Here is a 23,240-nt window from a genome sequence, read left to right on the forward strand (position 1 = left end):
CCCTCACACCGGAGCCACCCCCTCATGCCCGATCGCCGCTTCACGGCAGTGACCGCCACCCTCACCGGCCTGCTCCTCCTGGGCTCAGCGGCCACGGCACACGCCCACGGCGACACCATCCATCTGACCGTCACGGGCGTGTCCGCCGGCCACCCCGTCACCAAGGCGACCTGGGAGGACGACGGTCACCCCGTCAGCGAGAAAGTCGCCGGCACCCTCACCGCCACCTCGGCCGACGGCACCAGCGTCGGGCCCTGGCGGTTCGTACCGGTAGCCGGTGAGCCCGGAACGTTCACCACCGCCGAGGCTCTGCCCGCCGGTCACTGGACCATCACGGCACAGACAGCCTTCCCGGCGCTCGGCCGCGGCGAGTCCCAGGCCGAGGTGGCGCCCGCGCCGGTCGCCGCGTCGCCCACCGCCCCGTCGCCCACCGCGCCGGCGGCGGCAGCACCTCAGGCGGCAACACGTCCGGCGGCAGCCGCTCGTACCGAATCCGACGGCGGACCGGGTGTAGGCACCCCGCTGGCCATCGGCGGCGCCGCTCTGTTGGTCGCCATCGGTGGCCTCGCCACATTCCGACTGCGACGCCGCCGGAACCGCCCTTCCTGATCAGGACGACCGCCTTGATCAAGACAAAGGAACCCCCCCCATGCACAGATTCCGCAGGACTCCCCGCATACCCGCTCATACGCCGACCGGCAGGCCGGCCCGCAGAAGGACACTCGCGTCCACAGTGGCCGCCGCCCTCTCCGCCGGTCTCCTGCTGGCCGTCGCCCCCCAGGCCCAGGCCACCGTCACCGGCACGGTCGTCGGCGGGCAGGGGAACTTCGCCACCATCAACCAGCGTTCTCTGCCCACCCTGTCCTCCAACGTCACCGGCAGCTCCGCGGTCGGCGACCACATCCCGATGGTCTGCCGGACCACCGGCGACGCCGTGGAGAACAACTCGCGCTGGATCTGGTCCGGCGCGTACTACCTCGCTGACGCGTTCATCAGCGAGGACACCGGCAGCCTGCCGGCCTGCGGCTCCACCCGGCCCGCCAGCTGGACGGTCCTCAACATCGGTATGCAGAAGCAGGTCCAGAACCAGTGGTGTTGGGACGCCTCCGGCCTGACCATCGCCAACTACTGGGGATACACCGGCTACACCCAGTACGACTTCTGCCGACTGGCCGCCCAGAACAGCTGGCTGGACTGCAACAACCAGCCCGCCACGCTCGGCGACATGGCCAATGCCCTCAAGAACATGGGCTTCCGCAACAGCGGCACCGACCTGTACCGCAGCGCGTCCTTCAGCGAGACCCAGACCGAGATCGCGAACGGGCGCCCGTTCGCCGTCCGCATCGGCTGGACCTCCGGCGGCGGCCACATGAACGTCATCTACGGCTACGACAGCACCAGCAACATGGTGGCAGTCGGCGACCCCTGGCCCAGCACCCAGACCTACACCTGGTGGAACTACTCCACCTACGCCGGAAACAACTCCTTCCGGTGGACCCACACGCGCACCGGCATCCACGGCTAGGGGACCCACCATGCACCGTACAACCACACGCACCGCCATCCTGCTCGCCGCCGCTGCCGCCACCCTGTGCGCGGGCGCTCCCGCGCAAGCCGCCGACCACCCCGCCGCACCCGCCGCGACCGACTACACCGCCGCTCAGCAGGTGCTGCGCTCCGGCCAGGTCCACGACACCGTCTCCCGCTTCCTGACGGCCGCCGAGCGTCGTACGCCGGCCGCCGGCGCGGACGGCGGCGCGGACGGCGGCACCGCCGGCAGCCCGCGCGGCCTCGTCCAAGCCCCCACCACCACACCCGGTTTCGACCTCAAGAAGCCCGTGCCGCTCTACGAACTCGCACCCGAGTTCGTCACCGGCAAGACCAAGCCGACCGCCGCCTCGGCTCTGCGGCTCTCCTACCTCGTCTCCCGTGTCTCCGCGGCCAACGGCCACCAGGCCGCCGTCCTGCTCTCCCCGAAACAGGGCGGCCACGCCTGGGAGCTGGCGGGCATCCGCGACGGCGACGCGGACGTCAGCACCGCCGAGCGCGGCACCGATCAGGCACAGACCTTCATGGAACCTCAGATCCACGCCTGGTACCGGGTGACCAGCAACGGCACCGTCGAGCCGCTCAACAAGGAGGCCGGCGTGGCCCTCCAAGGCAAGCCGCACGTCACCCTCAAGGCCTACCAGCAACTCGTTGCCAAGCGCTACAGCGACAAGCTCCCGGGCTCGGCCTACGACCGCAAGGGCCTCGCCGGCGGTTACGCCCCTGCCGAAGACCGGCCCACCACCGCCACCACTACGACGGCCGCTGCCGCCGGTTCCTCCCGTCCCTGGCTGCCTGCCGCCTCCGGTGCGGTAGCCCTGTCGGCGGCAGGCGGAGGGCTCCTGCACCTGCGCCGCCGACGTCGCTCCTGACGTACAGCACCGCCGGGACGAGCTCCCGGTCAGGGCGCAGCGGGTAAGGCGCCGGGCTCGGCCAGGGCGAGTGCCGCCGCCCCGATGAGCCCGGCGTCTGTCCCGAGCAGCGCCGGGACGAGCGTGAGGCGGGCCGCGAACGACAGGGCCGCGTACGTGGCGAGGTGACGTTGGAGAGGAGTGAAGGTGAGGGACTGTTGAGGGGTGGTCGGTTACGCGAACAGTGCCTGGATGGTTTCGGCGGCCGTCTCGCGCAGCCAGGCGTGGGCGAGGTCGTCGTCGTAGCGCTGATGCCACAGCAGGTACAGGGGGACGTCGGGAAACGGGAGTGGCAGCGGCAGTGTGACCAGACCGAGCTGGTCCCGGGCCGCGCGGGTGACCGCGTCCGGAAGGGTGACGACCAGGTCGGTGCCGAGCGCGAGTTGCAGTGCGAATGCGGCGGTGGGCCCGGCGGCGACGACACGGCGTTCGTGGCCGTGCGTGGTCAGGGCGTCATCGATCGGGTCGTGCAGCCGTCCGCGCCGTGAGACGGTGAGGTGTTCGGCGGAGGTGTAGCGTTCAAGGCTCAGCGGGCCTTCGGTGAGCGGGTGGCCCGGGCGTACCGCGACGACCAACCGGTCCTTGCCGACGAGGCGGTGGCGGATGTCGGCGAGCGTCGGTCGACTGGAGCTCGATTCGAGGTCGACCTCGCCCCGGCGCAGGTCGGGGGTGTCCGTGCCGGGTTCGGCGGGCAGGCGCAGCCGGACGCCGGGGGCCTGACGGTGGACCGCCCTGATCAGGGCGGTACCGCAAGCAGCGGTCAAAGCGTCGTGCCAGCGCACGGTGAACACCCGCTCCAAGCCTGCCAGATCGAGTTCCTGCTGCGCGGACATCAGTCGGTGGGCCTGCTGCACGAGGGCGTGGACCTGTGCGCGCATGGCCAGCGCGCGGGTGGTGGGGACCATGCTGCGGCCGGTGCGGACCAGAATCTGGTCACCGGTGGCCTTGCGGATGCGGCCCAGGGAACGGCTCATCGCCGGAGCGGTGACATGGAGACGGGCCGCGGCACCGGCGACACTGCCCTCTTCCAGCAGGGCGTCCAGGGCCGTGAGCAGATTCAGATCCAGTTGCATGAGAGTAACTCTACGAGTAAATAGCATGCACTTGTCGTTAGTTGTCGAGGCGCCTACCTTCGAAGTGCGGGGCGGGACAAGCCGCCTCGCATCTACCGAACCCAAGGAAGCCCCGCCATGAGCACAGCCATGCCTTTCGACGCCGACACGACGCTCCTGTCCGACGTGACCGAGGCGGTGAAGACCGCCGGCCGCACGCTGCGCGACCGCTACACCTCGCACACCCGAGGCGTGAGCCTGGACGAGATCGTCGGCGAGATCCACGCCAACGACGACGCGGTACTGGACGTGCTGCGGGAACCGCTGCTGCGGGCCCGGCGAGGATCGCAGTGGGCAGAGGACGAGCTGGCCGGCGGAGCTCTCCCGCCGGGGGAGTGGTGGATCGTCGACCCCGCCGAGGGCAACATCAACCACGTCCACGCCATGGAGGACTGGGCCGTCACCGCCACGTTGGTCCGCGACAACCAGCCGGTACTCACCGTCGTCCACCTGCCGCTGACCGGAGACACCTACACCGCCGTCGCCGGCGGCGGTGCCCGCCTCAACGACCGGCCGCTGAAGGTGTCCGCCAAGACCGACCTGGGCGCCGCCCTCATCGGTACCGGCCAGGCCAAACCCGGCGAGGACGAGCGCACGTACCGGCGGATCGGTGACTCCGTCACCGCCATGATGATCAACGGCCTGGTCGTACGCGTGTCGGTGCCCGCCACGATGCAGCTCATTCATGTCGCCGCCGGTCGCATGGACGCGTTCTGGCAGTTCTCCGATGTCCGCTCCGGCCTGGTCGCCGGCGCCCTGCTGGTCTCCGAGGCCGGAGGCACCGTCACCGACCTGGCGGGCGAACCCTGGAGTACGGGCAGCCGCGACTTCCTGGCCGCCGCCCCCGGCATCCACGGCGCCGCCCTCAAGGTCCTGTCGCCGATCGCCTGACCACGAAACGGCCCGTCGTTCCTGCCCGTCCCACCCACACAGCAAGGACCACAACCTCATGACCACCATCGGCATCCTGGGTGCCGGCCGCGTCGGCGCCAACCTCGCCGGCAAGTTCGCCGCCACCGGACACCACGTCATCCTCGGCCGCCGCAGCCCGACCGAAGAGCCCGCAGCGGCGGCCGAAGGCACGGACCCCCGCGTCTCCTTCGCCGACCAGCGCACCACCGCCCGCACCGCGGACATCGTGATCAACGCGACGCCGGGCGACACGGCCCTGGACTTTCTGACCGGCCTGCGAAGCGAACTCGCCGGCAAGATCCTCATCGACGTCTCCAACGCCACCCGCGACGCCGCTGACGGCCTGCCCGGCGACCTGTGCTACCCCGGCAGCAGTCTCGCGGAGCAACTCCAGGCCGCCCTTCCCGACACGCACGTGGTCAAGACCCTCAACACCATGCTGTTCATGGTCATGACCGCCCCTGACACCCTGGGCACCCCACCGACCGTCTATGTCTCGGGAAACGACGAACACGCGAAGAAGACCGTCACCGGCCTGCTTGGCGACCTGGGCTGGCGGCCCACATGGATCGAAGACCTCGGCGACATCACCACAGCCCGCGCCACCGAGGCGATGATCCTCGTGGTCCCCCACATCCTGCGCCGACACGGCTTCCAGCCCTTCGCCGTCTCGCTGGCCCGCTGACGGTGGGGGGAGATCCGCCGGGTTTTCGATCGCCGGTGACCGCGCCCGTACGGGGGTGAGTGACGGGCCCGCCAGGGCGACCTGAACTGGCTGAGTCCTGCTGATCACCGCGGTTGAGCCCCTACCGTGGCCCCGAGAACCGGCAGACGCGTGCGGACTTCGGGAGGCACCCATGGGCATCACACCCGTAACGGGCAAGCACCGCTCGCCGATCGCTGATCGCGTGGCCGACGCAGATCCGGACGCCGACTTCCACCTCGGGATCGCGGTTACCCACGTCGCCTACGAGTGGGACACCAGCGGGCAGCACGCACCCGTGCGGCTGCGGCTGGCCCACGCCGACCAGGAGTCGGTGGCCGCCATCGACTACGACGGCAAGGACGCGTCCCGGTTCACGGCCCGCCAGTGGGGCCCGAAACGCCTGTGGGACGCTGCGGAGGCCGCCTACGCCCGATGGGAACTCCTCGGACGTCCGGGCGTCAGCGAGCACACCCTGACCATCACACCCGAGGGCGAGCACGTCGTACACGTCCACGACGGCCAGACACCGGTCCTGCCGCGCCTCAGCCGCTGAGCGGCGGGCGCGCGCTGCACCCGGCGGAGGAGGTGAGCCCAGGGGGACGGCAGGTGGCGACACCGCGATGCGCACCGCAGCGTCGAACGCGGAGGACCGCCGTAGCGGACCGGGCCGCCTGCGCCGGTCACTGTGAACAGTACTGAGGCCCTCCGAGCCTAGAAGTAGGAGGCCAGCAGGGCGCGGCCATCGTGATGGACTCTGGCCGGAGCCGGAGCCGGAGCCGGAGCCGGAGCCGGAGCCGGAGCCGGAGCCGGAGCCGGAGCCGGAGCCGGAGCCGGAGCCGGGGCCGGAGCCGGGCGCCGTGTCGGCCTGTCTGCGCGGGGAGGAGGGGACTACACAGGGCGCAAAGTGGGGACATATGCAGGGATGCGGCGTGCTGCGTCGCAAGCGGGGGAGAGGGGAGTGGCGTTGGGTCCCACACTCAGTACTGATAGCCAGACAGGGCGACGCGCCTTCGCTCTGCGCGGGCTCGGCGTGCTGGCCGGCCTTGTCATCGCAGGGACGAGCGGCAGAGCTGCGTACGCGGCGCAGGACGAGTCGGCGAGGGCTGTACGCCCTCGCGCCGACGACGGGCAATGGCGTTTCTGTGAGCGCTGCTACGGGATGATCCACCTGTATTTCGGACAGGGCGTCAGCCGCTGTCCCGGCGCCAGTGACGGCCACTACCTGGCTGGATACACCTTCCATCTTCCCTACGACGTGCCGGAGACACCGAGCGCACAGGCCAACTGGCGCTCCTGTGAACGCTGCTACGGACTCTTCTACTTCGGCTACCCGGGAGGCGGCTGGTGCCCGGCCGGGGGCTCCCACTTGGCGAAGGGTTCCAACTACGTCTTCCCCCACGACGTGGTCGAGACTCCCACGAGCCAGGCGTACTGGCGGTTCTGCACCAAATGCTACGGACTCTTCTACTGGGGCTACCCCACCAAGGGTCACTGCCCAGCCGGCGGCGCCCACGAAGCTGCGGGGTACAACTTCGTCATCCCCCACTACTGATGGCGCTCAAGGCTACTTCTGGAACACCAGGCCTCGGCAGTCTCCGTCGCGATCATGCAGGGTGCGGGGCCGGGGCCGGGTCGTCGTGAGAACAGTACGGCTCGACCGGAGCCAGGAGCGCGTGGTCCTCGTCTCGACGGCCTCGCCGCGGTGAGGGACGCCGCCCGCGGCCTTTGGGCCGGGCCGCCCAGCCGTTGGAGGCCCGAGCTTCACGCCGGAAGTCCTGGAGACCCTCCTCGCTGACCCGCGCACCGCAGAGGGCGCTGCGGCCGACCCTTCTCTCTCCGCCCCCACATGCACGCGCTCCTCGACCGCTGCCTGAACGGCGCCGCCACCTGGGCACCCGTTTTGTGGCCGGTTTGCGCGATGTTGTCTGGAGGGATCTTGCATAGGGTTGGTCTTCTTGATCGGGGACGGGGGAGCGATGGGCGCGTTGCTGGGATTTATCGTCGGACTCGGGGTCGTGGTCGGGGGGCTGGTGGCTGTGGTGGCCCGGCGCGGGCGGCGTGGCTCGTCCGAGCGTGCCGAGGGGATGCTGATCGAGCAGCAGGCGCGTCTTGAGGTAGAGCGGGTGCGCAGCGAGGTGTGGGCGCTGCACGCCCATGCAGGGATAACGGGGACCTTCGGCGCGAGCCGCCTCACCCGCCGCTGACGGCCCTCCTTCCAGGGGCGCGGTTCCTGCCCGGCCCTGTTCCCTCGGGTTGCTGCTGCGGGGGATGAACCCGCGCCCGTCCTCGGCCTGGGCTGCCCACGTCACTCCTCCCGATGCCGCGGATGCCAGCGGCCTCAGGACCACCTCAGCCCGGGCTCGCAGGGGTACTCAGATGCACCGGCACCATGGCGCACCCCTCGGCACATTCATCCACGAGCCGCTGCTGCTCGTTGCCGGAGGCCACTTGGCCCGCGCCCCGGCGGCACTGCTGCTGGCGCGCAAGGCCGGCACATGAGCGGCCCGGTGCTGCACCGCGGAAATGCCCGCGCAGGCGCTCCTCTTCTCCCTCCTCCGCGAAGGTCGCCCGCGTCACGAATCCGCGTCCGCGCTCACATCATTCCTGCCCGCGAAATCGGTACCGGAGTGCTGCTTGAGCCATATTCAAGTACCACTCAAGTAAGACTCTAGTAAGACTCAAGTGGTGAGGAAGTTATGTGCCCCGGCAGAGGTCATCACCGGGATTGCCGCAGAATGAGGCGAGGATGCAGACGCCGCCAATACCCCAACATGCCGCCGACAAACAAGAGTTGAGCGATGCATGCATGTTGACCTTACGTGGCCATGCCACATAGCATCACGCCGAAAGCTATTGGCTGAGAGGAGTGCAAGATGGCACAGACTTACACCCCAGCAATCGGCACCACTACTGAACCAGCCACCTATGAATCCCTGGTCGAAGACGCGCTGCGTGAACTCGGCGCGGCCGAATCGGCCGAGGTGCTCGAACCGGTCGGGAGTGGCGAAGAAGGGCCCCTCATGGCCTGGTTCGTAGCCACCTGATCAATCCCTGTAAGGGCTCTTGAGGGTTCCAGCCGCGCCAGAATGCGCGGCTGGAACTCTCATTGAAACGATCACAGGCCAGGGGGAATTCGTCGTGAGCGTTGTGCAGTCGAGCCGCGAACTGCGGGATGGAGTCGATTCGCTCCTCGATCGGTACGTCGGCATATCCAACCGCGATCACTGCATCGTCGCCTTCTCCCCGGACAGCCGGGAAGCAGCCGCCTGGCTGATGGCCGGCTTGAAGCAGCGAAATGTCAGGACGCAGATCGTGGGCATGCGACCGCTCGTGGATTACGAGTTCGCCGGACGTCTGAACTCCGCCGTAGCGGAGGCCGACCCCGCCACCGGCCGGCTCATCATCTTCACTCTCGAACGCGACACCATGTCCCACTTCTCGCCCCTCCTCGATGTGTTGCAACGGTTCGGCGGTGACCGGTGCATGGTGGTACGTATCATCAGCGCGTCGCGCGAGTTCTTCGAGAAGGCCCTCAATCTCGGACCGGACGAACTCAGTGCGCGCAATGCCGCACTGCTGACGCGGCTGACCAAGGCGCGTACCGTGAGGGTCCGCACGCGAAGTGGCACCGACCTCCGCATCAGCCTCGACTCCGATCGATTCGAATGGATCAGCAATCGTGGCGTGTGGCGACCGGGCGGGTTCACTATTCTCCCGGCGGGTGAGATCGCCACGTATCCCGCCAGGATCGACGGCCGCCTGGTCGCGGACGGGGCGCTCAATTGCAACGTCATCACGCGAATCGACACCAGGCTGGCGGCTCACCCGTTGACGGTCGACATCGAAGATGGGCGTGCCACCGGGTTCACGTGCGCCGATGACGATGTCCGGGAGCTGGTCGAACTCTGCTTCAAGCAGCCGCACGGCACCCGAGTGGGCGAGCTGGGCTTCGGAACGAATGCGGGAATCGACCAGTTCATCTCGGCGAACTCCCATATCAATGAGCGGCGAGTCGGCGTACACATCGGATTCGGACAGCACAACCAGGACCGTTCCGTCGTCGGGTACGAGGAGAAGGTGCATCTCGACCTCATTACCGATGGTGCCGAGCTCTTTCTTGACGAGGAGCCAGTACCCATCGACCTCGACGACATCCAGCTGGTCGGGGACGAGCACCCGGCGCTGGTACGGGACGAGGACATCACGGGCGACTGCTGCGGGCTCGGCTACGGCCAGCTGACCGATCCCGCTACGGCGGCTCCGATCGGCTGACCATGCCTATCCTGAGCAAAGCGCCTGCCGCGCGCATGGCCGACGGAGCCATGGGACTGCGCGACTTCCGGTTCCTCTGGGCCGGGCAAGCGGTCAGTGCCGTGGGAGACCAGCTTTTCACCATAGCCGTGTCTCTCCGGGTGATCGAGGTCGGTGGTGATGCCAGCGATGTCGGGCTGGTGATCGGCGGCCGAATGCTCGCGATGGTCCTGTTCGTGCTCGTCGGCGGGGTCTGGGCGGACCGTGTGCCCCGGCGAAGGGCGATGATCCTCGCTGATGGATTCCGGCTGGTGGCCATCACTGTGGTCGTGCTGGGAGCGTTCGACACGGCCACACTTCCGCTCGCCGCCATGACCTTCCTCGTGGGCAGCGGCGAGGCGTTCTTCCGCCCCGCGTACGGCGGTCTTGTGCCTTCGGTCGTTCCCGAAGAACGGCTGCTCAGCGCGAACGTATGGCGGGGCGGCATGGAGAGCGCCGCGGCCGTGCTGGGGCCGGCTCTTGGCGGGCTTCTGGTGGCCACCGCCGGTACCCGGTGGGCCTTCGCCATCAACGCGGCGACGTTCGCGGTCAGCCTGGGGTGCGTACTTGCGGTCACCGAACCCCCGATGCAACGGCTGGGGCCCCGCTCCTCCATCATCCGCGAGAGCCGAGAAGGACTGGCCGCGGTGCGCCGCGTTCGCTGGACGTCCGCCGTGCTCGTCATGACCGCAGTGCAGACCATGCTCGTCGTAGCGCCCCATATGGTGTTGCTGCCAGTCATCACGCAGGAAAAGTTCGGGGGGCCTTCGGCCTACGGTCTGGTTCTCGCCGCGTTCAGCCTCAGCGGCCTTGTCGGCACGATCCTTGTCGGGCGGATTCAGTTGAGGCGTCCCGGAACGAGTGCGATCATCTTCAACGCGCTCTTCGCCACCGTTCCAATTGTCTTGCTCACCCCGTTCTCCTTGGGCTGGGTGATGGGCGGATACATGATCGCGGGATTCGCGATGATGCCCTTCAACACTCTTTTGCACACCGCGTTGCAGCGCCAGTTCTCCCCGTCGCTTCTCGGCCGGGTGAGTGCGGTCGACTCGCTGTGCAGCCTCGCCCTGCTGCCGATCGGTCTCGCGAGCGCCGGACCGCTGGCAGATGCCCTGGGCCGCACGACGGTACTGGGTGTCGCCGCAGCCGTACAACTCGTCACCGCGGCGTGGGTGCTGACTGTGCCCGGAGTACGCGATTTCCATCAGGACGAACGGTCAGATATCGAGAATTCGGAGGTAGAAGATGGCGCTGGAAGAAGTTCTTGATGACCCGTCGATGCTGGCATCCATTCGGGACAGGAAGCCGCACGTCAGCCGAGGGCTGGGCAAGCTGGACCACGTGTTCTCGACGGAGATTGCTCAGACGCTCCTCTTCGATCGAGGACTGCGCGCCCCCTATATCAGGCTGTGGCGCAAGGGTGAGGACATCGGAGTCCGGGACGCCGCCAAGACCAAGGGTGGAGCTGACGAGCGCAGGGTGCTTTCCGGGCTCGTAGATCCTCATTACGCGGTGTCCGAGATACGGGCCGGAGCGACGCTCGTCTTCCAGGCGATGTCCACGTACTGCCCCGAGGTGGCGTCATTCTGCGCGGACCTGAGTGAGGACGTCGGCTGTCCCGTAGCCGCCAACGCGTTTCTGACTCCGCCACACGCGCAGGGTGCACCGGTGCACTACGACATGGCGAGCGTCTTCATACGGCAGTTGGCGGGCTCCAAGACATGGCGTCTTCACGAACCGCCGGGTACCTGGCCCATCCGGCGTTCGAAGCCGGGCGACAAGCCGGAAACACCGCTGGCTCATGAGATCACTCTCCATCCCGGTGACTGTCTCTATCTGCCACGGGGTTACTACCATGAAGGGATCACGGGAGAAGACGGGTCCGTTCACATTACGTTCTCCGACGGAGTGGAGGACCATTGGGTTGACGTCCTGCATGACGTACTGGACCTGGTGGCTCAGCGGACCGAATCGTTGCGAGGCCGATTGCCCGGCAGGGCCGAGGCGTTGAGTGGCGAGTCGAGGGAAGTCTGGCAAACGGTCCGGGAGGATATGGTCCGCGCGCTGGAGGGTCTGGGGGACGAGATGATATCCGCACTGATTGTGCGGCGTCTCCAGGCACGTGAAGAGGAACTTTCCAGGTCGGAACCAGCCCGGCTCGCCGAGATCCTGTCAGTGGAGTCGAAACCGGGTGATGTGTGATGGGAGCCGGCCGGGATGAGGCAATCCGGGTCGGAATAACGCCGGCCGGCACCATGAGCTTGGTCCGAAGCCACCAGCGGGCGGTCTTCGGACTCCTTGAGCCCCACCTTGGGGATGGGCATGAGCCCTCGTGTCTGCACCCCGGCCTGGTTTGGGAGGCGGCGCAGGCATCCACCGCCCCGGTGGACTCCGAGCGCGTCGCAGACCTGATCCGCAGCCTGGACAGTGCGGGCCTCATGCCTCCGCTTGAGTACCTCGCACCCGATGCACCGCTGTACCCCGACTGGTGCCAATGGGGCATCCAGCAACTTCTGACGGACATTCAGCGCACGCGCGGCCCAGATGACGCCGCTGACGCTGAATTCAGCACGCCGGACATGAAGGAGGGCGTTGCACACCTGGAAGGCGCCCGCGAAACCCTGCGAAGGGTATGGCCGGAAGCCGCTCTGGAGATGGATCTGCTGATCCGCGTCATCGTGTACGTACAGGGCGGCGCCTTCCGCTCCGGCACACTTCGACAGACCTTCGGGGCCATCTACCTCGGCACAGCCAGCATCGAAAGTACTCCTGCCGCCTTCGAGGCGCTCCTGCACGAAACCGGTCACCATGCCCTCTATCTGCGCAACCACTTCGAGACGTTCGTGACGAACGGTGACGCGATGGTGAGCCACGCTCTGCGTCCCGAGCCACGACCGGTCGCCGGCGCCGTGCACGCTGCACATGTCCTCGCCCGCATGACGTACGGGCTCGCCCGCTGGGCGACGGAACCATCCGCTCCGCCCGAGGTCTCCGAGCGGCGCGACCAGGCTCTGCGACGACTCAAGGAGACCATCGCGGCACTGGAGCCGGTCGCCGAGTGGACGGAGAGTGGTCGGTTGTACTTTGACGACCTCCTGAAGTGGGAGCAGGAACTGGCAGGGACTCGCTGCTGACGGGCCGTCCGTTGAAGCGGCCCGTCACTGATCCGGACGGATGACGGCGGCATCGGCCCCGGTCCAGCCACCTGACGAGGTGACTGGGCCGAGGGATCTGCCTGCGTTTCGGATATGCCCACAGCGTCACGTTGCCCTGACCCGGCCCCTTCAGAGCCGGACGTGCACCCTGCAGTGGAGGTTGAGACCCCGAGCAGCCCATGGCAGGCTCATGCCGCATGATCGATGCATTCGCGAAAAACAACCTGCACGGGAGACTGCGGCGGGACCGCCGGGCGCTGCTCTGGAAACTCGACGGTTTGTCCGAATACGACGCACGCCGACCTCTGACAGCGACCGGGACCAACCTCCTCGGCCTGGTCAAACACGTGGCCACCGTCGAGGCCAGGTACTTCGGCGAGGTCTTCGACCGGCCCTCCCCGGAACCGCTGCCCCGGTGGCAGGACTCCGACGGCAGTGATCTGTGGGTGACCGAGGACGAGACCCGCGATCAGATCATCGAGTTCTACCGGCGCACGTGGGAACACTCGGACGCGACGATCAACGAGCTTCCCCTCGACACCCCCGGCCACGTGCCGTGGTGGCCGGAGCCTTATTCCAACACCAACCTGTTCGCCATCATGGTCCATGTCCTCGGCGAGTCCATCCGGCATGCCGGGCACGCCGACATCCTGCGCGAGGGCCTCGACGGCCGGACCGGGATGCGCGCCGAGAACGAGACGCAGATCGACGGGGAAGCCCGTGCGGCGCACTGCGCGAAGATCGAGCGGGCCGCAAGGTCGGCTGCACCAATCAAGGCGTAGAGGTCGTCTCAGGTGACTTGACGATCGTGCGGCACGCATGTCGCCCGACGCAGCACATTGGCCGAGCCCCTTATGGGGCTGGAGTCGGCACGGTCGACGGCTTCCAATCTCGTCTGAGCAGCCCGAACACCCACGAGTCGGATACCTCGCCGTTCACGACGCAGTCTTCCCGCAGAGTCCCTTCCCGTACGAAGCCGATCTTCTCCAGAACCCGGGCGGATGCCACGTTGCGCGTATCGGTCTCGGCCTGCACCCGGTTGAGGTCCAGTGTGGTGAATGCCCACTGAAGCAAGGCACGCGCGGCTTCCGTCGCGTAGCCGTGGCCCCACATCGCATCGTCGAGGACGTAGCCCAACGACGCACTGCGGTTGTCCAGGTCCCATCGGGTCAGGCCGCACCAGCCGACGAAGGCGCCGTCAGAAGCGCGATCGATCGCCACCCGCGCCCCAGTACCCTCGGCCGCGATCTTCCCGCACATCGCGATGAACCGCTCAGCGCGAGCCCGTTCGTTCCACGGCGGGGAGTCCCAGTACCGCATCACATGGGTGCTGCTGTGGAGCGCGAAGAGGAGGTCCGCGTCGGCGTCGGAGAAGGGGCGGAGTCGCAGGCGAGCGGTGTGCAAGGTGGGAGTGGGCAGAGTCATGTGCACCATCTTGCTCCCGCATGGGGTAGGCAGAACACCGAATATCCGACCCCCGGAAGGTCTTGGCCCACACCGAACACGCCCACCACCAGGTTCAAGCAGCCCGAGTTCTGTGCAGGGCAGCGGCGCAGTGTCTCCGTTGGAGCGGGGTGGCGGCCGGGGGCGTGTCGCTCTCACAGTCCTGCTCACTTCATCTTGTGGCAAGATCGCGGGATGCTACGACTAACTGACTTCATCATCGATTGCCCGGACACGATGAAGCTGGCAGCCTTCTACTCCGACGTGACGGGGGTGCCGGTCAAGGAGGGTAGTAACGAGAACTGGGCCGGGATCCGGTTTGGTGAGATCGAACTGGCCTTCATCCAGGTGGAGGACTACCGCGCCCCGCGGTGGCCGGACGCCGAGCACCCCAAGCAGTTCCACCTCGACTTCGAAGTCGACGACATCGACGTCGAAGAGCGCCGCGTCCTGGCTCTCGGCGCGACCCTGCAGCGGGACTGCGTCGGCCCCAACGGCTACGGCTTCCGCGTCTACGTAGACCCCATCGGCCACCCCTTCTGCCTCTGCCGCAACAAAGGTGTCATCTGGACCGATGAGGGCCCCGTCTGGCCCAAGCGCGACTAGGGCGAGTTCTGAATGAGCTGAGCGGTGGGGTGTCCTGATCGGAGAGGGCACCCCACACGCGCGCGGGACGAACAACTCCCGGTCCACGGCGTATAACGCTCCCCGCAGCCAGGGGGCCTTCAGGGCACGTCCGCATATGCAATTGAGGACCGTCATGCCGAACAGCATGCCGCTGAAAGCGTCGCGTCGCGTCCCTGATGGCCGGCTGACGTGAGACACAGTGCCTGGAGGAGTCCGGGCTGGTCAGCGGCGGTGGCGGGGGAGGGCGCGGGTGGTGAGCGCCTGGAGGAGGATGAGGAGCGCTCTGCCCAGTGGGGGTCTGGGAGCGCTGCGCAGCAGTTTCGGTCCGTGGGTTTCCGCAGCGGCCAGGCGAGCCGACTGGAGTCGCACCAGTGCGCGCAGGAACGGTTGGTGGCGGGTGTCGGTGTGGTGTTCCAACTGCGCGGCGGCCACAAGGTCGTGCCGGATGAGTGATGCCTGGTGACTGATCAGGGCCTGGACCACGGAGGGTTCGGGCTGCTTGATCAGCGCGTCACGGGTCAGACCGTGGTCAATGAGTGCCTCTTCGGGGATGCCGAGGCGGCCTGAGTTCAGGTCTTCGGCCAGATCTTCGAGGAAATCGAGTCGCTGGCCGGCGAGGATGAAAGCGTGGCAGGCTGCTTCGAAGGCTTTCTGTTCACGCGAGGGCGCGAGTAGCGAAGCGATGATCATGAAGGCGGGCAGTGCGTACGTGTCGACGTAGTCCCGGAAATCGGCCTCCGTGGTGAAGCCCGTCCAGCGGGTCTCGAGCTCGCCGCCTTCGAGGTAGGCGTGGACGTATTGCCGAAGCTGGGGGTGGGCCTTGGTGGTGTGGCGCAGGGCCGCCAGTACCGGATCAAGGTGAGACGGGCCGTCAGCCAGGGCCGCTCGGGTCTGCATGCTCCAGTCGGAGAGGGCCGAGAGGCGCTGGTCCATCGGGCCTTCGTCAATGAGTGTGTCGCTGTGATGCATGAACGCGGTCGCGGCAATCACATGGGGGATCAGCGGCGGGGGGAGCAGGAGCCTTACGGCGGTGTATTCGGCGCGGGCGTAACGGGCGACGAGCCGGCGTTGAAGGGTGTATGCATCGCGCAGGACAGGGCTGTTGATGCCTGCGCGGTCCAGAGCGTGCGGCCACGTCGTCACTGTAGTGAGCTCCTTGCGGGCGGGCGTGCGTCGGGTTCGAAGTTAACGAGACGCTTGAGTGGGTGCAGGCCGGTTGGCGCGCAAGGGACCCTACATGTGGTGGCTTGCACGCTACGGGCACGCGCGTGCGGCTTGGCATACGGCGGCGGTTGACCGGGCCGACCGAATTCAGGGATCGGGATCTGGCCATGACCCATGACCCATGACCCATGACCCATGACCGAGCTCGACTCGTGACGGGGGCCAGCCTCACCCGCCCGTGCGGCGCCGGTAGTAGTGCACGGTCACCGCACCCAGCAGCGGCCCCCACGCGGCCACGGGCAGATAGCAGGCGGTCAGGAGCCAGTTGCCCCACGGCGTGATGTCCATCTGAGCGTGCAGGGTCGTCCAGACGAGCAGTACGCCGTAGATGCTGCAGGCGAGAGTGCCGAATGCCGCCGGGATGACCGCAGCAGGTACGGGCACACGACGGCCTGCGAGGTACGGCACCCAACGCGGCCACGTTTCCCCCCACGGCCGTACCAACCCGAGCGTCAACCAGGCCAGACCTTCTTGGGCCAGCGACAGCAGAGGCAGGATCAGCAGGCCCCACCCGGGCAGGAGCATCGCGTCGTACTCGGACTGTCCGAGTCCAAGCGGAACGCCCAGCACGACGGACAGGCGCCACAGAGCCGATGGCAGGGACATCCAGACGACCGCAGCCGCCGCACGCCGCGCCCAGACCGGGACACCCGGGGCCGTCCGATCCGATGCGCGGTCGGGTCTGTGCTTTGCTTCGGTCGGCGCGTCTTCGGCGAGAAGAACAGTGGCGGCCATGCGGCACGCTCCTTGGTCGGCGTTGTCGTTGGGTGCCCTTGATCCTTTCGCGGGGCGCCGCCGCGCGCGTCGGACCAGGGCATGAACACCATCGGCCACACGGCGTAGCGACATTGTCGCCGTGTCAGCCCCGAGGCGTACGTGCCGCTCGAACGGGGCGTTCGTTCACGGAACGTTGCTCGACAGCGTTTCGGGCTGTCGGCTTCGGTTTCTCGTCGGCACCCGCTCCCCGCAGCAGTTCCAGGCCGAGCGGTGTGCACGAGTGCCAAACGGTCTTTCCCTCGCGCTGGGTGACGATGAGGCGGGCATCGCGGAGGGCCTTGGTGTGTTCGGAGGCGGAGGACTTGCTGATGCCGAGGTCCTTGGCTATGTCCGACGTGCTGTGTTCACGCGGGAGCAGATCCAGGATCGCCGCCCGCGTCCGGCCGAGCAGTACGCCCAGTGGATCGGCGGGCGCCGCTTCCAGGAGCGGAAGCGGGGTGACCGCCGGGTAGATCAGGATGCTGGGCGCATCTTCGTGCAGGGCCACCAGCGGCCTGGACCACAGGACGGACGGCAGCAGCACTATTCCGTGGCCGGACAGGACGGCGTCGATGTGTTCGGGCCGGGGGAAGACCAAGGTCGTACCCTCCCATCGGCCCCCGGCCGCGAGTCCGGCCAGTGTGGTACGGATTCCGTCCCTGGCCAGCAGCCTTGTGCGCCAGGCGCGTTCGGCCTGGAAGGCGGCCTCGATACGACTCCAGGGCTCGTCGATCAGCGCCGAGTGGGCCGCGCGCATGGCGTGTTCGAGGCTCTGCCAGGCCTTCCGGTCCCGGGCGGCGAGATCCTTGATCCACGGGGTGACCGGCCGGTGCGTCGGGCACAACCGGCCGAGTTCCGCCCGTAGGCGGGTGACGGGCGTCGCCAGGACCAGGTCGAGCCCGTCTTCGAGTCCTTTGCTGAGCGGATCTAGGAACATCGGTCCGCGCGCTGTCGGAGGCACGAGGCCGAACAGGGCTTTTGCCTCCCGGGGCAAGGCCTCGCGCGTCCTTCGCTGCCAGCGAGAGAACTCCGGCACCATCGCTTGCTGGAGCATCGCCATGGCCAGGCCCAGTTCCATCAGCGGTGCGGGCTCGTCCGCGAACGTCACCCGTAACAGGTCTTCGGCGGTGAAACGCAGGCGCAGCACACGTCCTCCCCTATCGGCCACTCAGGCCGCAGCCCGGTCAACACACGCCCCTCCCACGACGGTTCGGCCACAGCCGAAACCATCGCGGTGCCCGGTGCCCGGCGCCGAGCATGGAGCGCACGAACACGACCGATGGTCTCGGTGGCCCCGGCACGGCGAAAGGGCGTACCCGGCCACATCACGGCACGACAGACAAACCGGTCCACCGGTCACCACCTGCCGTCTCCAAGGAGGACACACGTGAAGAAGAAGCTGGCTGTCTGCGTCGGCGCCATGGTGCTGGGTCTGGGCACCGTCCCGCTGGCCCAGGCCTCCGCGCACACCGTCAAGGCACCGGGTAGCGAGTCGGGGGCGCAGGCTTCCTGCCCCTCCGGATACGCCTGCTTCTGGCCTGGTCAGAACTTCTCCGGCCAGCCGGGAAAGGTGGCGGGCGACAACCCCAACTTCGCGGCGTTGCCCAACTCGGCCCACTCCTGCGGCACCGGCTGGGAGGACTGCATCAGTTCGATCCGCAACAGCGGCACGCAGTGCACGGTCTACTTCTACTCGCTCCGCAACTACAGCAAGGCAGGCAGGTGGCACAGCCTGTCTCGTGGTGACGAGGTCGGCAACTTCGGCACGGTCTACCATGACGCCGCCTTCGACAACACCATCAGCTCGAACAAGTGGTGTTCCTCGTAGTGCACCGGTGGGTTAGGGGCATGCGGTGGGCGATGTCGTGCCTGATGCTCCTCACCGTGTCGGTCGGCTGCGCGGGCGCGCGGCCGGCCGGCCGGTCGGGAACCACGCCGCTCGAAGGGAACCCACAGCAGCCGCTCAGCAGCATGGCGATCGACCTCGCCACGCACTCCGGGACCTGGCCGGCGACCGAACGCACGCTGATGGCGGCCGAGATCCGGCTGATCCGGGCCTGCATGCAGGAGAAGGGGTTCCGCTATCCGGCGCCGGATCCTCCCGCGCGGGCCGCGCCGGAGGACGAGAGGGCCGCCGTCGAGCTGGCCGACCGGAGCAGAACCGGATACGGCATCTCCCGGCCTCCGTCGCAGACACCCGGCCCGGGCTCGGCGTCCGTCGACCGCTACTACCGCACCCTGCCCGCGGCCCGGCAGAGGGCCTTTGACCAGGCACTCAACGGGCCGCCCGACAAGAAGGTGACCGTAAAAGAGACCGACTGGGGCGAGGTGCGCGTGGCGACACAGGGCTGCGACGCCGAGAGCCGGTCCCGCCTGGCCGGCAGCCCGGCCGCGTGGGCACGCATCACCTACATTCCGGAGAAGTACGACAACGAGCTGGGCCAACGGGTGACGTCAGCCCCCGCCTATCTGCGCGCCATGGACGAATGGCGCTCCTGTATGGCGGGGCGAGGGCTTCCGTACCGCAGCCCCGAACAGGCCCAGGGCGCCCTGCGAAAGGAGTCGGAAGCGACGGGCAGCACCGACGCGTTCCGCCGCAGGGAGATCGCGGTTGCTGTCGGGGACGGCGAATGCGCCCTACGGGCCCACCTGCCCGGAGTCTCGCTGCGCGTACAACGTGAACTCGTCGCGACGTTGAGCCGTGGCGAACAGCAGACTCTGGCGGAGCTCGCCGCACTTCGCGAGGGGGCTTTGCGTCGGGCCGGCATGGTCTTGTGAGCTCGCGCGCCACGATACGAGCGGCAGGTAGCGCTCCTTGAGCCACGGGGGAGGAGCGCTCTACTCGGCGGGTCGGGCCTTGTGGTTGTCCGGTGTGGCGTCCTTGCTGTCGGGACCTGAGGTGGCCTGTCCCGGGCCCCGGCGGATCGCGATCTCCACGGGGGAGTACGCGTTGTCGGGGCGCCGCAGTTCGTACGGCACGGCCGGCATCAGGGGCGGCTGGGCCATGAAACGCGGCCGTACCCCGTGGTGGTGGGGGGCTGTGCAGCGTGTACCAGGAACGGATGGCACAGGAAGACGTCACCCGGAGAACTGGTGGCGAGGGCGAGCGGCCGGTGGGTGGAGGCCACGATCCCAGCCAGGCGGAGGGCACCGATCGTCAGCCGTACATCGCCACGCGGAGAAGGGCTGCCAGCGCGTCGTCGATGGGGTGCGGTTGCGGCCTGCTGGAGGAGTCGAGCCTGTTCCATCTCTGCATGTTCACTGCCATCGCCATCTGCCGCTTGCCGTCGGCACGGGTCATGGCCAGCGTTCCACCACCCCAGACCGTGCCGCCATGGCCCCAGAAGGTGCCCTGGCCGGGGCCTTCCATCGGGTGCAGGCCGAGGCCGTAGTCGATGGTCGTTCCCTCTTGGGAGATGACTCGGACCGTGCGCCGCATCTGCGCCAGCGACGACGGGCTGACGATGTTCCCGGACAGCAACATGCGGTAGAAGCGGTTGAGGTCCGAGACGGTCGATATCAGTGAGGCCGACGGACCCACCCACGACATGTCGTAGACGCTGTAGTCACGAGGCGGGTCGATCATGCCGAACCACGCTTCGTAGAGCTGCGAGTGCGGCCCGTCGACATCCGGTCCGGCGGGGAACCCGGTTGCCCTGAGTCCGGCGCGCTCGATGACGTTCCGGGTGATGTACTGCTCGGCCGTGGTGCCGGTCGCTTGTTCCAGGAGGTGGGCGAGGAGCAGGTAGTTGGTGTTGGAGTACACCCCCAGTGTGCCTCCCGGGGTGCCGACGGCAGGTGCGGTGACCCCCATCTCGATCAGCTCGGTGGGATCGAACCGCGTGAGCCGGTGGTCGTCCAGGCTCTGGGGCCCGGTGTCCGCCAGGGCGGGGTAGGCCTTGAGGGAGGGGTACGCGTACGGGAGGTACTCCGCGAGGCCGCTGGTGTGGTTGAGCAGCATCCGGACCGTGATCGCGGCACCGCGTTCGCCGGGAACCAACTTCGGAAGGTACCGGCCGATCGGTGTGTCGAGCCCGATCCGGCCGGTCTCTGCCTGCTGCAGCACCGCGGCGGCGGTGAAGGTCTTGGTGACGCTGCCGACGCGGTGGCGCATGTCGGCGGTGACGGGGCAGTTGGTGGCGACATCGGCGACTCCGGCGGCGCCTCGCCAGACCTGGTCGCCGTCTCGAACCTCGGCGAACAGCCCTGGCATCCCGGCGTGGTGGACGGCTTCCATGGCGGCGTCCAGAGCTGCGCGATCCAATGGGTTCTCCATGGCATGCGTCCTTTCGTCTTCCGCAGGGACGAGCTCCGCATCGGTCGCCCGTCCCGGATACCAGGGCACGTATCGGCACGCCGACTCGGCTTTCGCACTGCTCGGCATGCTCGTGCCGCCATTATGCACGCGGTGCGTGCAACAGGGAGTGCATAGGTAGGGTGGGAATCCTGCCAGAGGAGCAACACAGCTGGCCGAAGACGGTGATTGACCCTGACCGACGAGACCCTGGACCGCGCGCGGGGCGGAAATCCCAGATGCGCCAGCCCGTCGCCCCGTGATGGGATGCGTCTATGAACGTCCCCGCGCTGCGTGCCCGTATCGAGCAGTACTACGCCGACGTGCCTCTGCTGTTCGCCGACGCGGAGGACTTCGGCCCCCTACGGCTCTTCGTACGGAAGGAAGCGGGCGCCCCGTACTACGGTGGTCCGAGCCACGCCCAGCCCTCGGCAGCGGGAACCGGGACGGTGACCGCCGCCGACATTTCCCGGGTGCGCTCCCGGCAGCGCGAACTCGGCGTGCCGGAAGCCTTCGAGTGGCTCGCCGAGACCGCGCCGACCCTGCGCCGCCGGATCGAGGCCGCCGCACTCCCCGTGCAGGAACGCCCGTTGATGGTCATCGACCCGGACCATCCGGTTGTTGCGCCCGCCCTGCCGGACGGCGTCACGATCCGCGCGCTGACGGCCGATGATCCAGCCCTGCCCGCCGCGCTGGCACTTCCCCGACTGGCCTTCGCCGACGCGGGCACGGCAGTCGGCGGCACAGGTCGCCAGGAGTTGGCGGCGGTGGCCGCGGAACTCACCGCAGACGGAACGGTCGAGACCGTCCGTCCCACCATCCGCGCCGGGCACAAGACACYCATCGCTGCCTTCGCCGCCGACGGCACCCTCCTCGCCGGCGGGCATTACCACCCCATGAACGGAACCACCGAGATCGGCGGAGTCGGTACCCTTCCCGCCGCCCGCCGCCAGGGGCTCGCCGCCGTGGTGACTGCGGCCCTTGTCGCTCACGCCCGGGACAACGGTGTGCACACCGTCTTCCTCGCCTACGCGGAGGACGTTGTCGCCCGTATCTACACGCGTTTGGGGTTTCGCCCGGCCGGTACAACTCTCCTGATCGCCAACCAGCCCGCACGTTCGTAGAGCGCGGCCACGACGAGCACGCGAGAGGTTCAGAACCAGGGGGAATGGGATGCTGACCGGCATGGTGATCGACGCGCTGGACGTCGCGCGTCTGGAGCGCTTCTGGTTGGACGCGACGCGGGGCCGGACGGGCGGGCTGCGACTGCGGTTCGTGCCGACGGTGAAACCGAAGACGGTGCTCAAGAACCGACTCCACCTCGACCTCGCCGCCGGGCCGGACTGGGAGGCTGAAGTGGCGCGCTTGCTCGCACTCGGCGCGACGCGGGTCGACATCGGCCAGGGCACCGTCCCGTGGGACGTGCTGGCCGATCCGGAGGGCAACGAGTTCTGCGTGCTGCGCCCCGGCCATCCCGGCGTGCTCGCCGACTCCGGTCTCGTCGCGATCTGCCTCGATGTCGCGGAGGAGGACCGCCATGCACAGGGAGCCTTCTGGCAGTCCCAGGCCGACTGGCACACGGTCGAGTTCCACGACTGGGGCGTCCGGCTGCGCCGGCGGCCGGATAGTACGGTCTCGCTGGTGATGGGACCGCCCGCGGCGGCGAAGGGGGCGCGGAACAGGCTGCGGCTGGAGGTCACCCGACGCGACTGGGAACCCGGCGAGTTCCTCGATGCCGGCGGGAACGAGTTCCACGTCACGGGGTGAGTCTCCTCCCTCGACCGAACCTCCAAGGTGGTCGGGCGTCGGGCTCCCAAAGTCCAGCGGCGGTGAGTTTCGTCGTCGTTCACACGGCAGCCTGTCGCTGAACCGGGCGCTGCCGGCCGCCGGGCTGGCGGCATGCGCCCCAGGGTGGGCGGTGGCGGTCACGCGGGCGCCGCGGGCGGCGGCCAGCTGCACCGCCAGGGCGCCCACGCCGCCGGTCGCGCCGGATACGAGAACCGTCTCGCCCTTCTTCGGGGCGGCGGCCTCCACACTGTTCAGCGCGGCCGTCCCGGCCGGACCGAGCGCGCCCGCGTCGTTCACGTCCAGACCCACGAGGACCCGGGCGACGCCGTAGTCGGCGGACACGGTGACGTACTGGGCCGGCGCGCCGCAGCACGCCGTTGTCATCAGCGCCGCGGGCGACGCCGCCCCCGACGCCCGGCAAGGCCTTGTCGCCCACATGCTCCGCTCCTACGCCCCCCTGGAGCACCTCTGCCC

At 68.3% G+C, this 23,240-nt stretch carries 26 protein-coding genes and 1 pseudogene; 20 read left to right on the forward strand and 7 right to left on the reverse strand.

Going from position 1 to position 23,240, the window contains the following annotated elements; genetic code table 11:
- The first annotated feature begins 24 nt into the window (after positions 1-24).
- Genes ACJA3G_RS07185 through ACJA3G_RS07195 form a run of 3 tightly spaced genes read left to right on the forward strand, consistent with a single transcriptional unit; the run spans position 25 to position 2,420 of the window.
- The gene (locus ACJA3G_RS07185) at positions 25-609 is read left to right on the forward strand and encodes a hypothetical protein (RefSeq protein WP_406552028.1); all 585 of its coding nucleotides are present in this window, start codon (positions 25-27) and stop codon (positions 607-609) included.
- Between the two features lie 40 nt (positions 610-649).
- Positions 650-1,525, forward strand: a complete 876-nt coding sequence (locus ACJA3G_RS07190; RefSeq protein WP_406552029.1) for a papain-like cysteine protease family protein — start codon at positions 650-652, stop codon at positions 1,523-1,525.
- Positions 1,526-1,535: 10 nt separating this feature from the next.
- Positions 1,536-2,420, forward strand: coding sequence for a hypothetical protein (locus ACJA3G_RS07195; RefSeq protein WP_406552030.1), 885 nt, complete (start codon positions 1,536-1,538; stop codon positions 2,418-2,420).
- A gap of 212 nt (positions 2,421-2,632) precedes the next feature.
- On the opposite strand, the gene ACJA3G_RS07200 is transcribed toward ACJA3G_RS07195, so the two are convergent.
- Complete coding sequence (locus ACJA3G_RS07200) at positions 2,633-3,532, reverse strand: LysR family transcriptional regulator (RefSeq protein WP_406552031.1); 900 nt, start codon at positions 3,530-3,532, stop codon at positions 2,633-2,635.
- 117 nt (positions 3,533-3,649) lie between these two features.
- On the opposite strand from ACJA3G_RS07200, the gene ACJA3G_RS07205 reads away from it, so the two are divergent.
- The 12 genes from ACJA3G_RS07205 to ACJA3G_RS07260 all read left to right on the forward strand — a co-directional run bounded on the left by ACJA3G_RS07205 (position 3,650) and on the right by ACJA3G_RS07260 (position 13,416).
- Positions 3,650-4,462, forward strand: coding sequence for an inositol monophosphatase family protein (locus tag ACJA3G_RS07205; RefSeq protein ID WP_406552032.1), 813 nt, complete (start codon positions 3,650-3,652; stop codon positions 4,460-4,462).
- 58 nt (positions 4,463-4,520) lie between these two features.
- Positions 4,521-5,168, forward strand: a complete 648-nt coding sequence (locus ACJA3G_RS07210; protein ID WP_406552033.1) for an NADPH-dependent F420 reductase — start codon at positions 4,521-4,523, stop codon at positions 5,166-5,168.
- A gap of 172 nt (positions 5,169-5,340) precedes the next feature.
- Positions 5,341-5,742, forward strand: coding sequence for a hypothetical protein (locus ACJA3G_RS07215; RefSeq protein ID WP_406552034.1), 402 nt, complete (start codon positions 5,341-5,343; stop codon positions 5,740-5,742).
- Between the two features lie 606 nt (positions 5,743-6,348).
- A complete protein-coding gene (locus ACJA3G_RS07220; protein ID WP_406552035.1) occupies positions 6,349-6,741 on the forward strand; it encodes a hypothetical protein in 393 nt (130 codons plus the stop codon).
- Between the two features lie 394 nt (positions 6,742-7,135).
- A complete protein-coding gene (locus tag ACJA3G_RS07225) occupies positions 7,136-7,393 on the forward strand; it encodes a hypothetical protein (protein WP_406552036.1) in 258 nt (85 codons plus the stop codon).
- 172 nt (positions 7,394-7,565) lie between these two features.
- The gene (locus tag ACJA3G_RS07230) at positions 7,566-7,688 is read left to right on the forward strand and encodes a hypothetical protein (protein WP_406552037.1); all 123 of its coding nucleotides are present in this window, start codon (positions 7,566-7,568) and stop codon (positions 7,686-7,688) included.
- Between the two features lie 374 nt (positions 7,689-8,062).
- Entirely contained in the window at positions 8,063-8,233 is a 171-nt protein-coding gene (locus ACJA3G_RS07235) for a hypothetical protein (protein WP_358833204.1), read from the forward strand.
- Between the two features lie 94 nt (positions 8,234-8,327).
- Positions 8,328-9,461: a hypothetical protein gene (locus ACJA3G_RS07240; RefSeq protein ID WP_406552038.1), complete on the forward strand. Its 1,134-nt coding sequence runs from the start codon at positions 8,328-8,330 to the stop codon at positions 9,459-9,461.
- Positions 9,462-9,463: 2 nt separating this feature from the next.
- A complete protein-coding gene (locus ACJA3G_RS07245; RefSeq protein ID WP_406552039.1) occupies positions 9,464-10,747 on the forward strand; it encodes an MFS transporter in 1,284 nt (427 codons plus the stop codon).
- Positions 10,725-11,681: a JmjC domain-containing protein gene (locus ACJA3G_RS07250; RefSeq protein ID WP_406552040.1), complete on the forward strand. Its 957-nt coding sequence runs from the start codon at positions 10,725-10,727 to the stop codon at positions 11,679-11,681. The genes ACJA3G_RS07245 and ACJA3G_RS07250 overlap by 23 nt, the downstream gene beginning before the upstream one ends.
- A 182-nt stretch (positions 11,682-11,863) precedes the next feature.
- Positions 11,864-12,613, forward strand: a complete 750-nt coding sequence (locus tag ACJA3G_RS07255) for an aKG-HExxH-type peptide beta-hydroxylase (protein WP_406552041.1) — start codon at positions 11,864-11,866, stop codon at positions 12,611-12,613.
- A 218-nt stretch (positions 12,614-12,831) separates the two neighbouring features.
- A complete protein-coding gene (locus ACJA3G_RS07260; RefSeq protein ID WP_406552042.1) occupies positions 12,832-13,416 on the forward strand; it encodes a DinB family protein in 585 nt (194 codons plus the stop codon).
- Positions 13,417-13,486: 70 nt separating this feature from the next.
- Here the strand turns inward: ACJA3G_RS07260 and ACJA3G_RS07265 are convergent, their stop codons facing one another.
- Positions 13,487-14,059 carry a GNAT family N-acetyltransferase gene (locus tag ACJA3G_RS07265; protein ID WP_406552043.1) on the reverse strand — a complete coding sequence of 191 codons (573 nt, stop codon included), beginning with the start codon at positions 14,057-14,059 and terminating at the stop codon, positions 13,487-13,489.
- Between the two features lie 213 nt (positions 14,060-14,272).
- Between ACJA3G_RS07265 and ACJA3G_RS07270 the strand changes: the two genes are divergently transcribed.
- Entirely contained in the window at positions 14,273-14,683 is a 411-nt protein-coding gene (locus ACJA3G_RS07270) for a VOC family protein (RefSeq protein WP_406552044.1), read from the forward strand.
- Between the two features lie 243 nt (positions 14,684-14,926).
- Here the strand turns inward: ACJA3G_RS07270 and ACJA3G_RS07275 are convergent, their stop codons facing one another.
- From ACJA3G_RS07275 to ACJA3G_RS07285, 3 genes are all read right to left on the reverse strand, one after another.
- Positions 14,927-15,847: a squalene/phytoene synthase family protein gene (locus tag ACJA3G_RS07275; RefSeq protein ID WP_406552045.1), complete on the reverse strand. Its 921-nt coding sequence runs from the start codon at positions 15,845-15,847 to the stop codon at positions 14,927-14,929.
- A gap of 249 nt (positions 15,848-16,096) precedes the next feature.
- Positions 16,097-16,663: a hypothetical protein gene (locus ACJA3G_RS07280; RefSeq protein ID WP_406552046.1), complete on the reverse strand. Its 567-nt coding sequence runs from the start codon at positions 16,661-16,663 to the stop codon at positions 16,097-16,099.
- Positions 16,664-16,787: 124 nt separating this feature from the next.
- Positions 16,788-17,831, reverse strand: coding sequence for a helix-turn-helix domain-containing protein (locus ACJA3G_RS07285; RefSeq protein WP_406552047.1), 1,044 nt, complete (start codon positions 17,829-17,831; stop codon positions 16,788-16,790).
- A 240-nt stretch (positions 17,832-18,071) separates the two neighbouring features.
- Between ACJA3G_RS07285 and ACJA3G_RS07290 the strand changes: the two genes are divergently transcribed.
- Positions 18,072-18,512 carry a peptidase inhibitor family I36 protein gene (locus ACJA3G_RS07290; protein ID WP_406552048.1) on the forward strand — a complete coding sequence of 147 codons (441 nt, stop codon included), beginning with the start codon at positions 18,072-18,074 and terminating at the stop codon, positions 18,510-18,512.
- Between the two features lie 44 nt (positions 18,513-18,556).
- Complete coding sequence (locus tag ACJA3G_RS07295; RefSeq protein WP_406552049.1) at positions 18,557-19,462, forward strand: hypothetical protein; 906 nt, start codon at positions 18,557-18,559, stop codon at positions 19,460-19,462.
- A gap of 60 nt (positions 19,463-19,522) precedes the next feature.
- Here the strand turns inward: ACJA3G_RS07295 and ACJA3G_RS07300 are convergent.
- Positions 19,523-19,815: pseudogene (locus tag ACJA3G_RS07300) on the reverse strand (hypothetical protein); the annotation flags it as partial.
- Positions 19,816-19,841: 26 nt separating this feature from the next.
- Positions 19,842-20,960: a serine hydrolase domain-containing protein gene (locus ACJA3G_RS07305; protein WP_406552050.1), complete on the reverse strand. Its 1,119-nt coding sequence runs from the start codon at positions 20,958-20,960 to the stop codon at positions 19,842-19,844.
- A gap of 293 nt (positions 20,961-21,253) precedes the next feature.
- Between ACJA3G_RS07305 and ACJA3G_RS07310 the strand changes: the two genes are divergently transcribed.
- Positions 21,254-22,102 (forward strand): GNAT family N-acetyltransferase, encoded by an 849-nt coding sequence (locus ACJA3G_RS07310; protein WP_406552051.1) that lies wholly within the window; start codon positions 21,254-21,256, stop codon positions 22,100-22,102.
- 49 nt (positions 22,103-22,151) lie between these two features.
- On the forward strand, positions 22,152-22,745 hold the full coding sequence (locus tag ACJA3G_RS07315; RefSeq protein ID WP_406552052.1) for a VOC family protein: 594 nt from the start codon (positions 22,152-22,154) through the stop codon (positions 22,743-22,745).
- The last annotated feature ends 495 nt before the right edge of the window (positions 22,746-23,240 follow it).

The sequence above is a fragment of the Streptomyces sp. YS-3 genome, assembly GCF_045257485.1.
Taxonomy (GTDB): domain Bacteria; phylum Actinomycetota; class Actinomycetes; order Streptomycetales; family Streptomycetaceae; genus Streptomyces.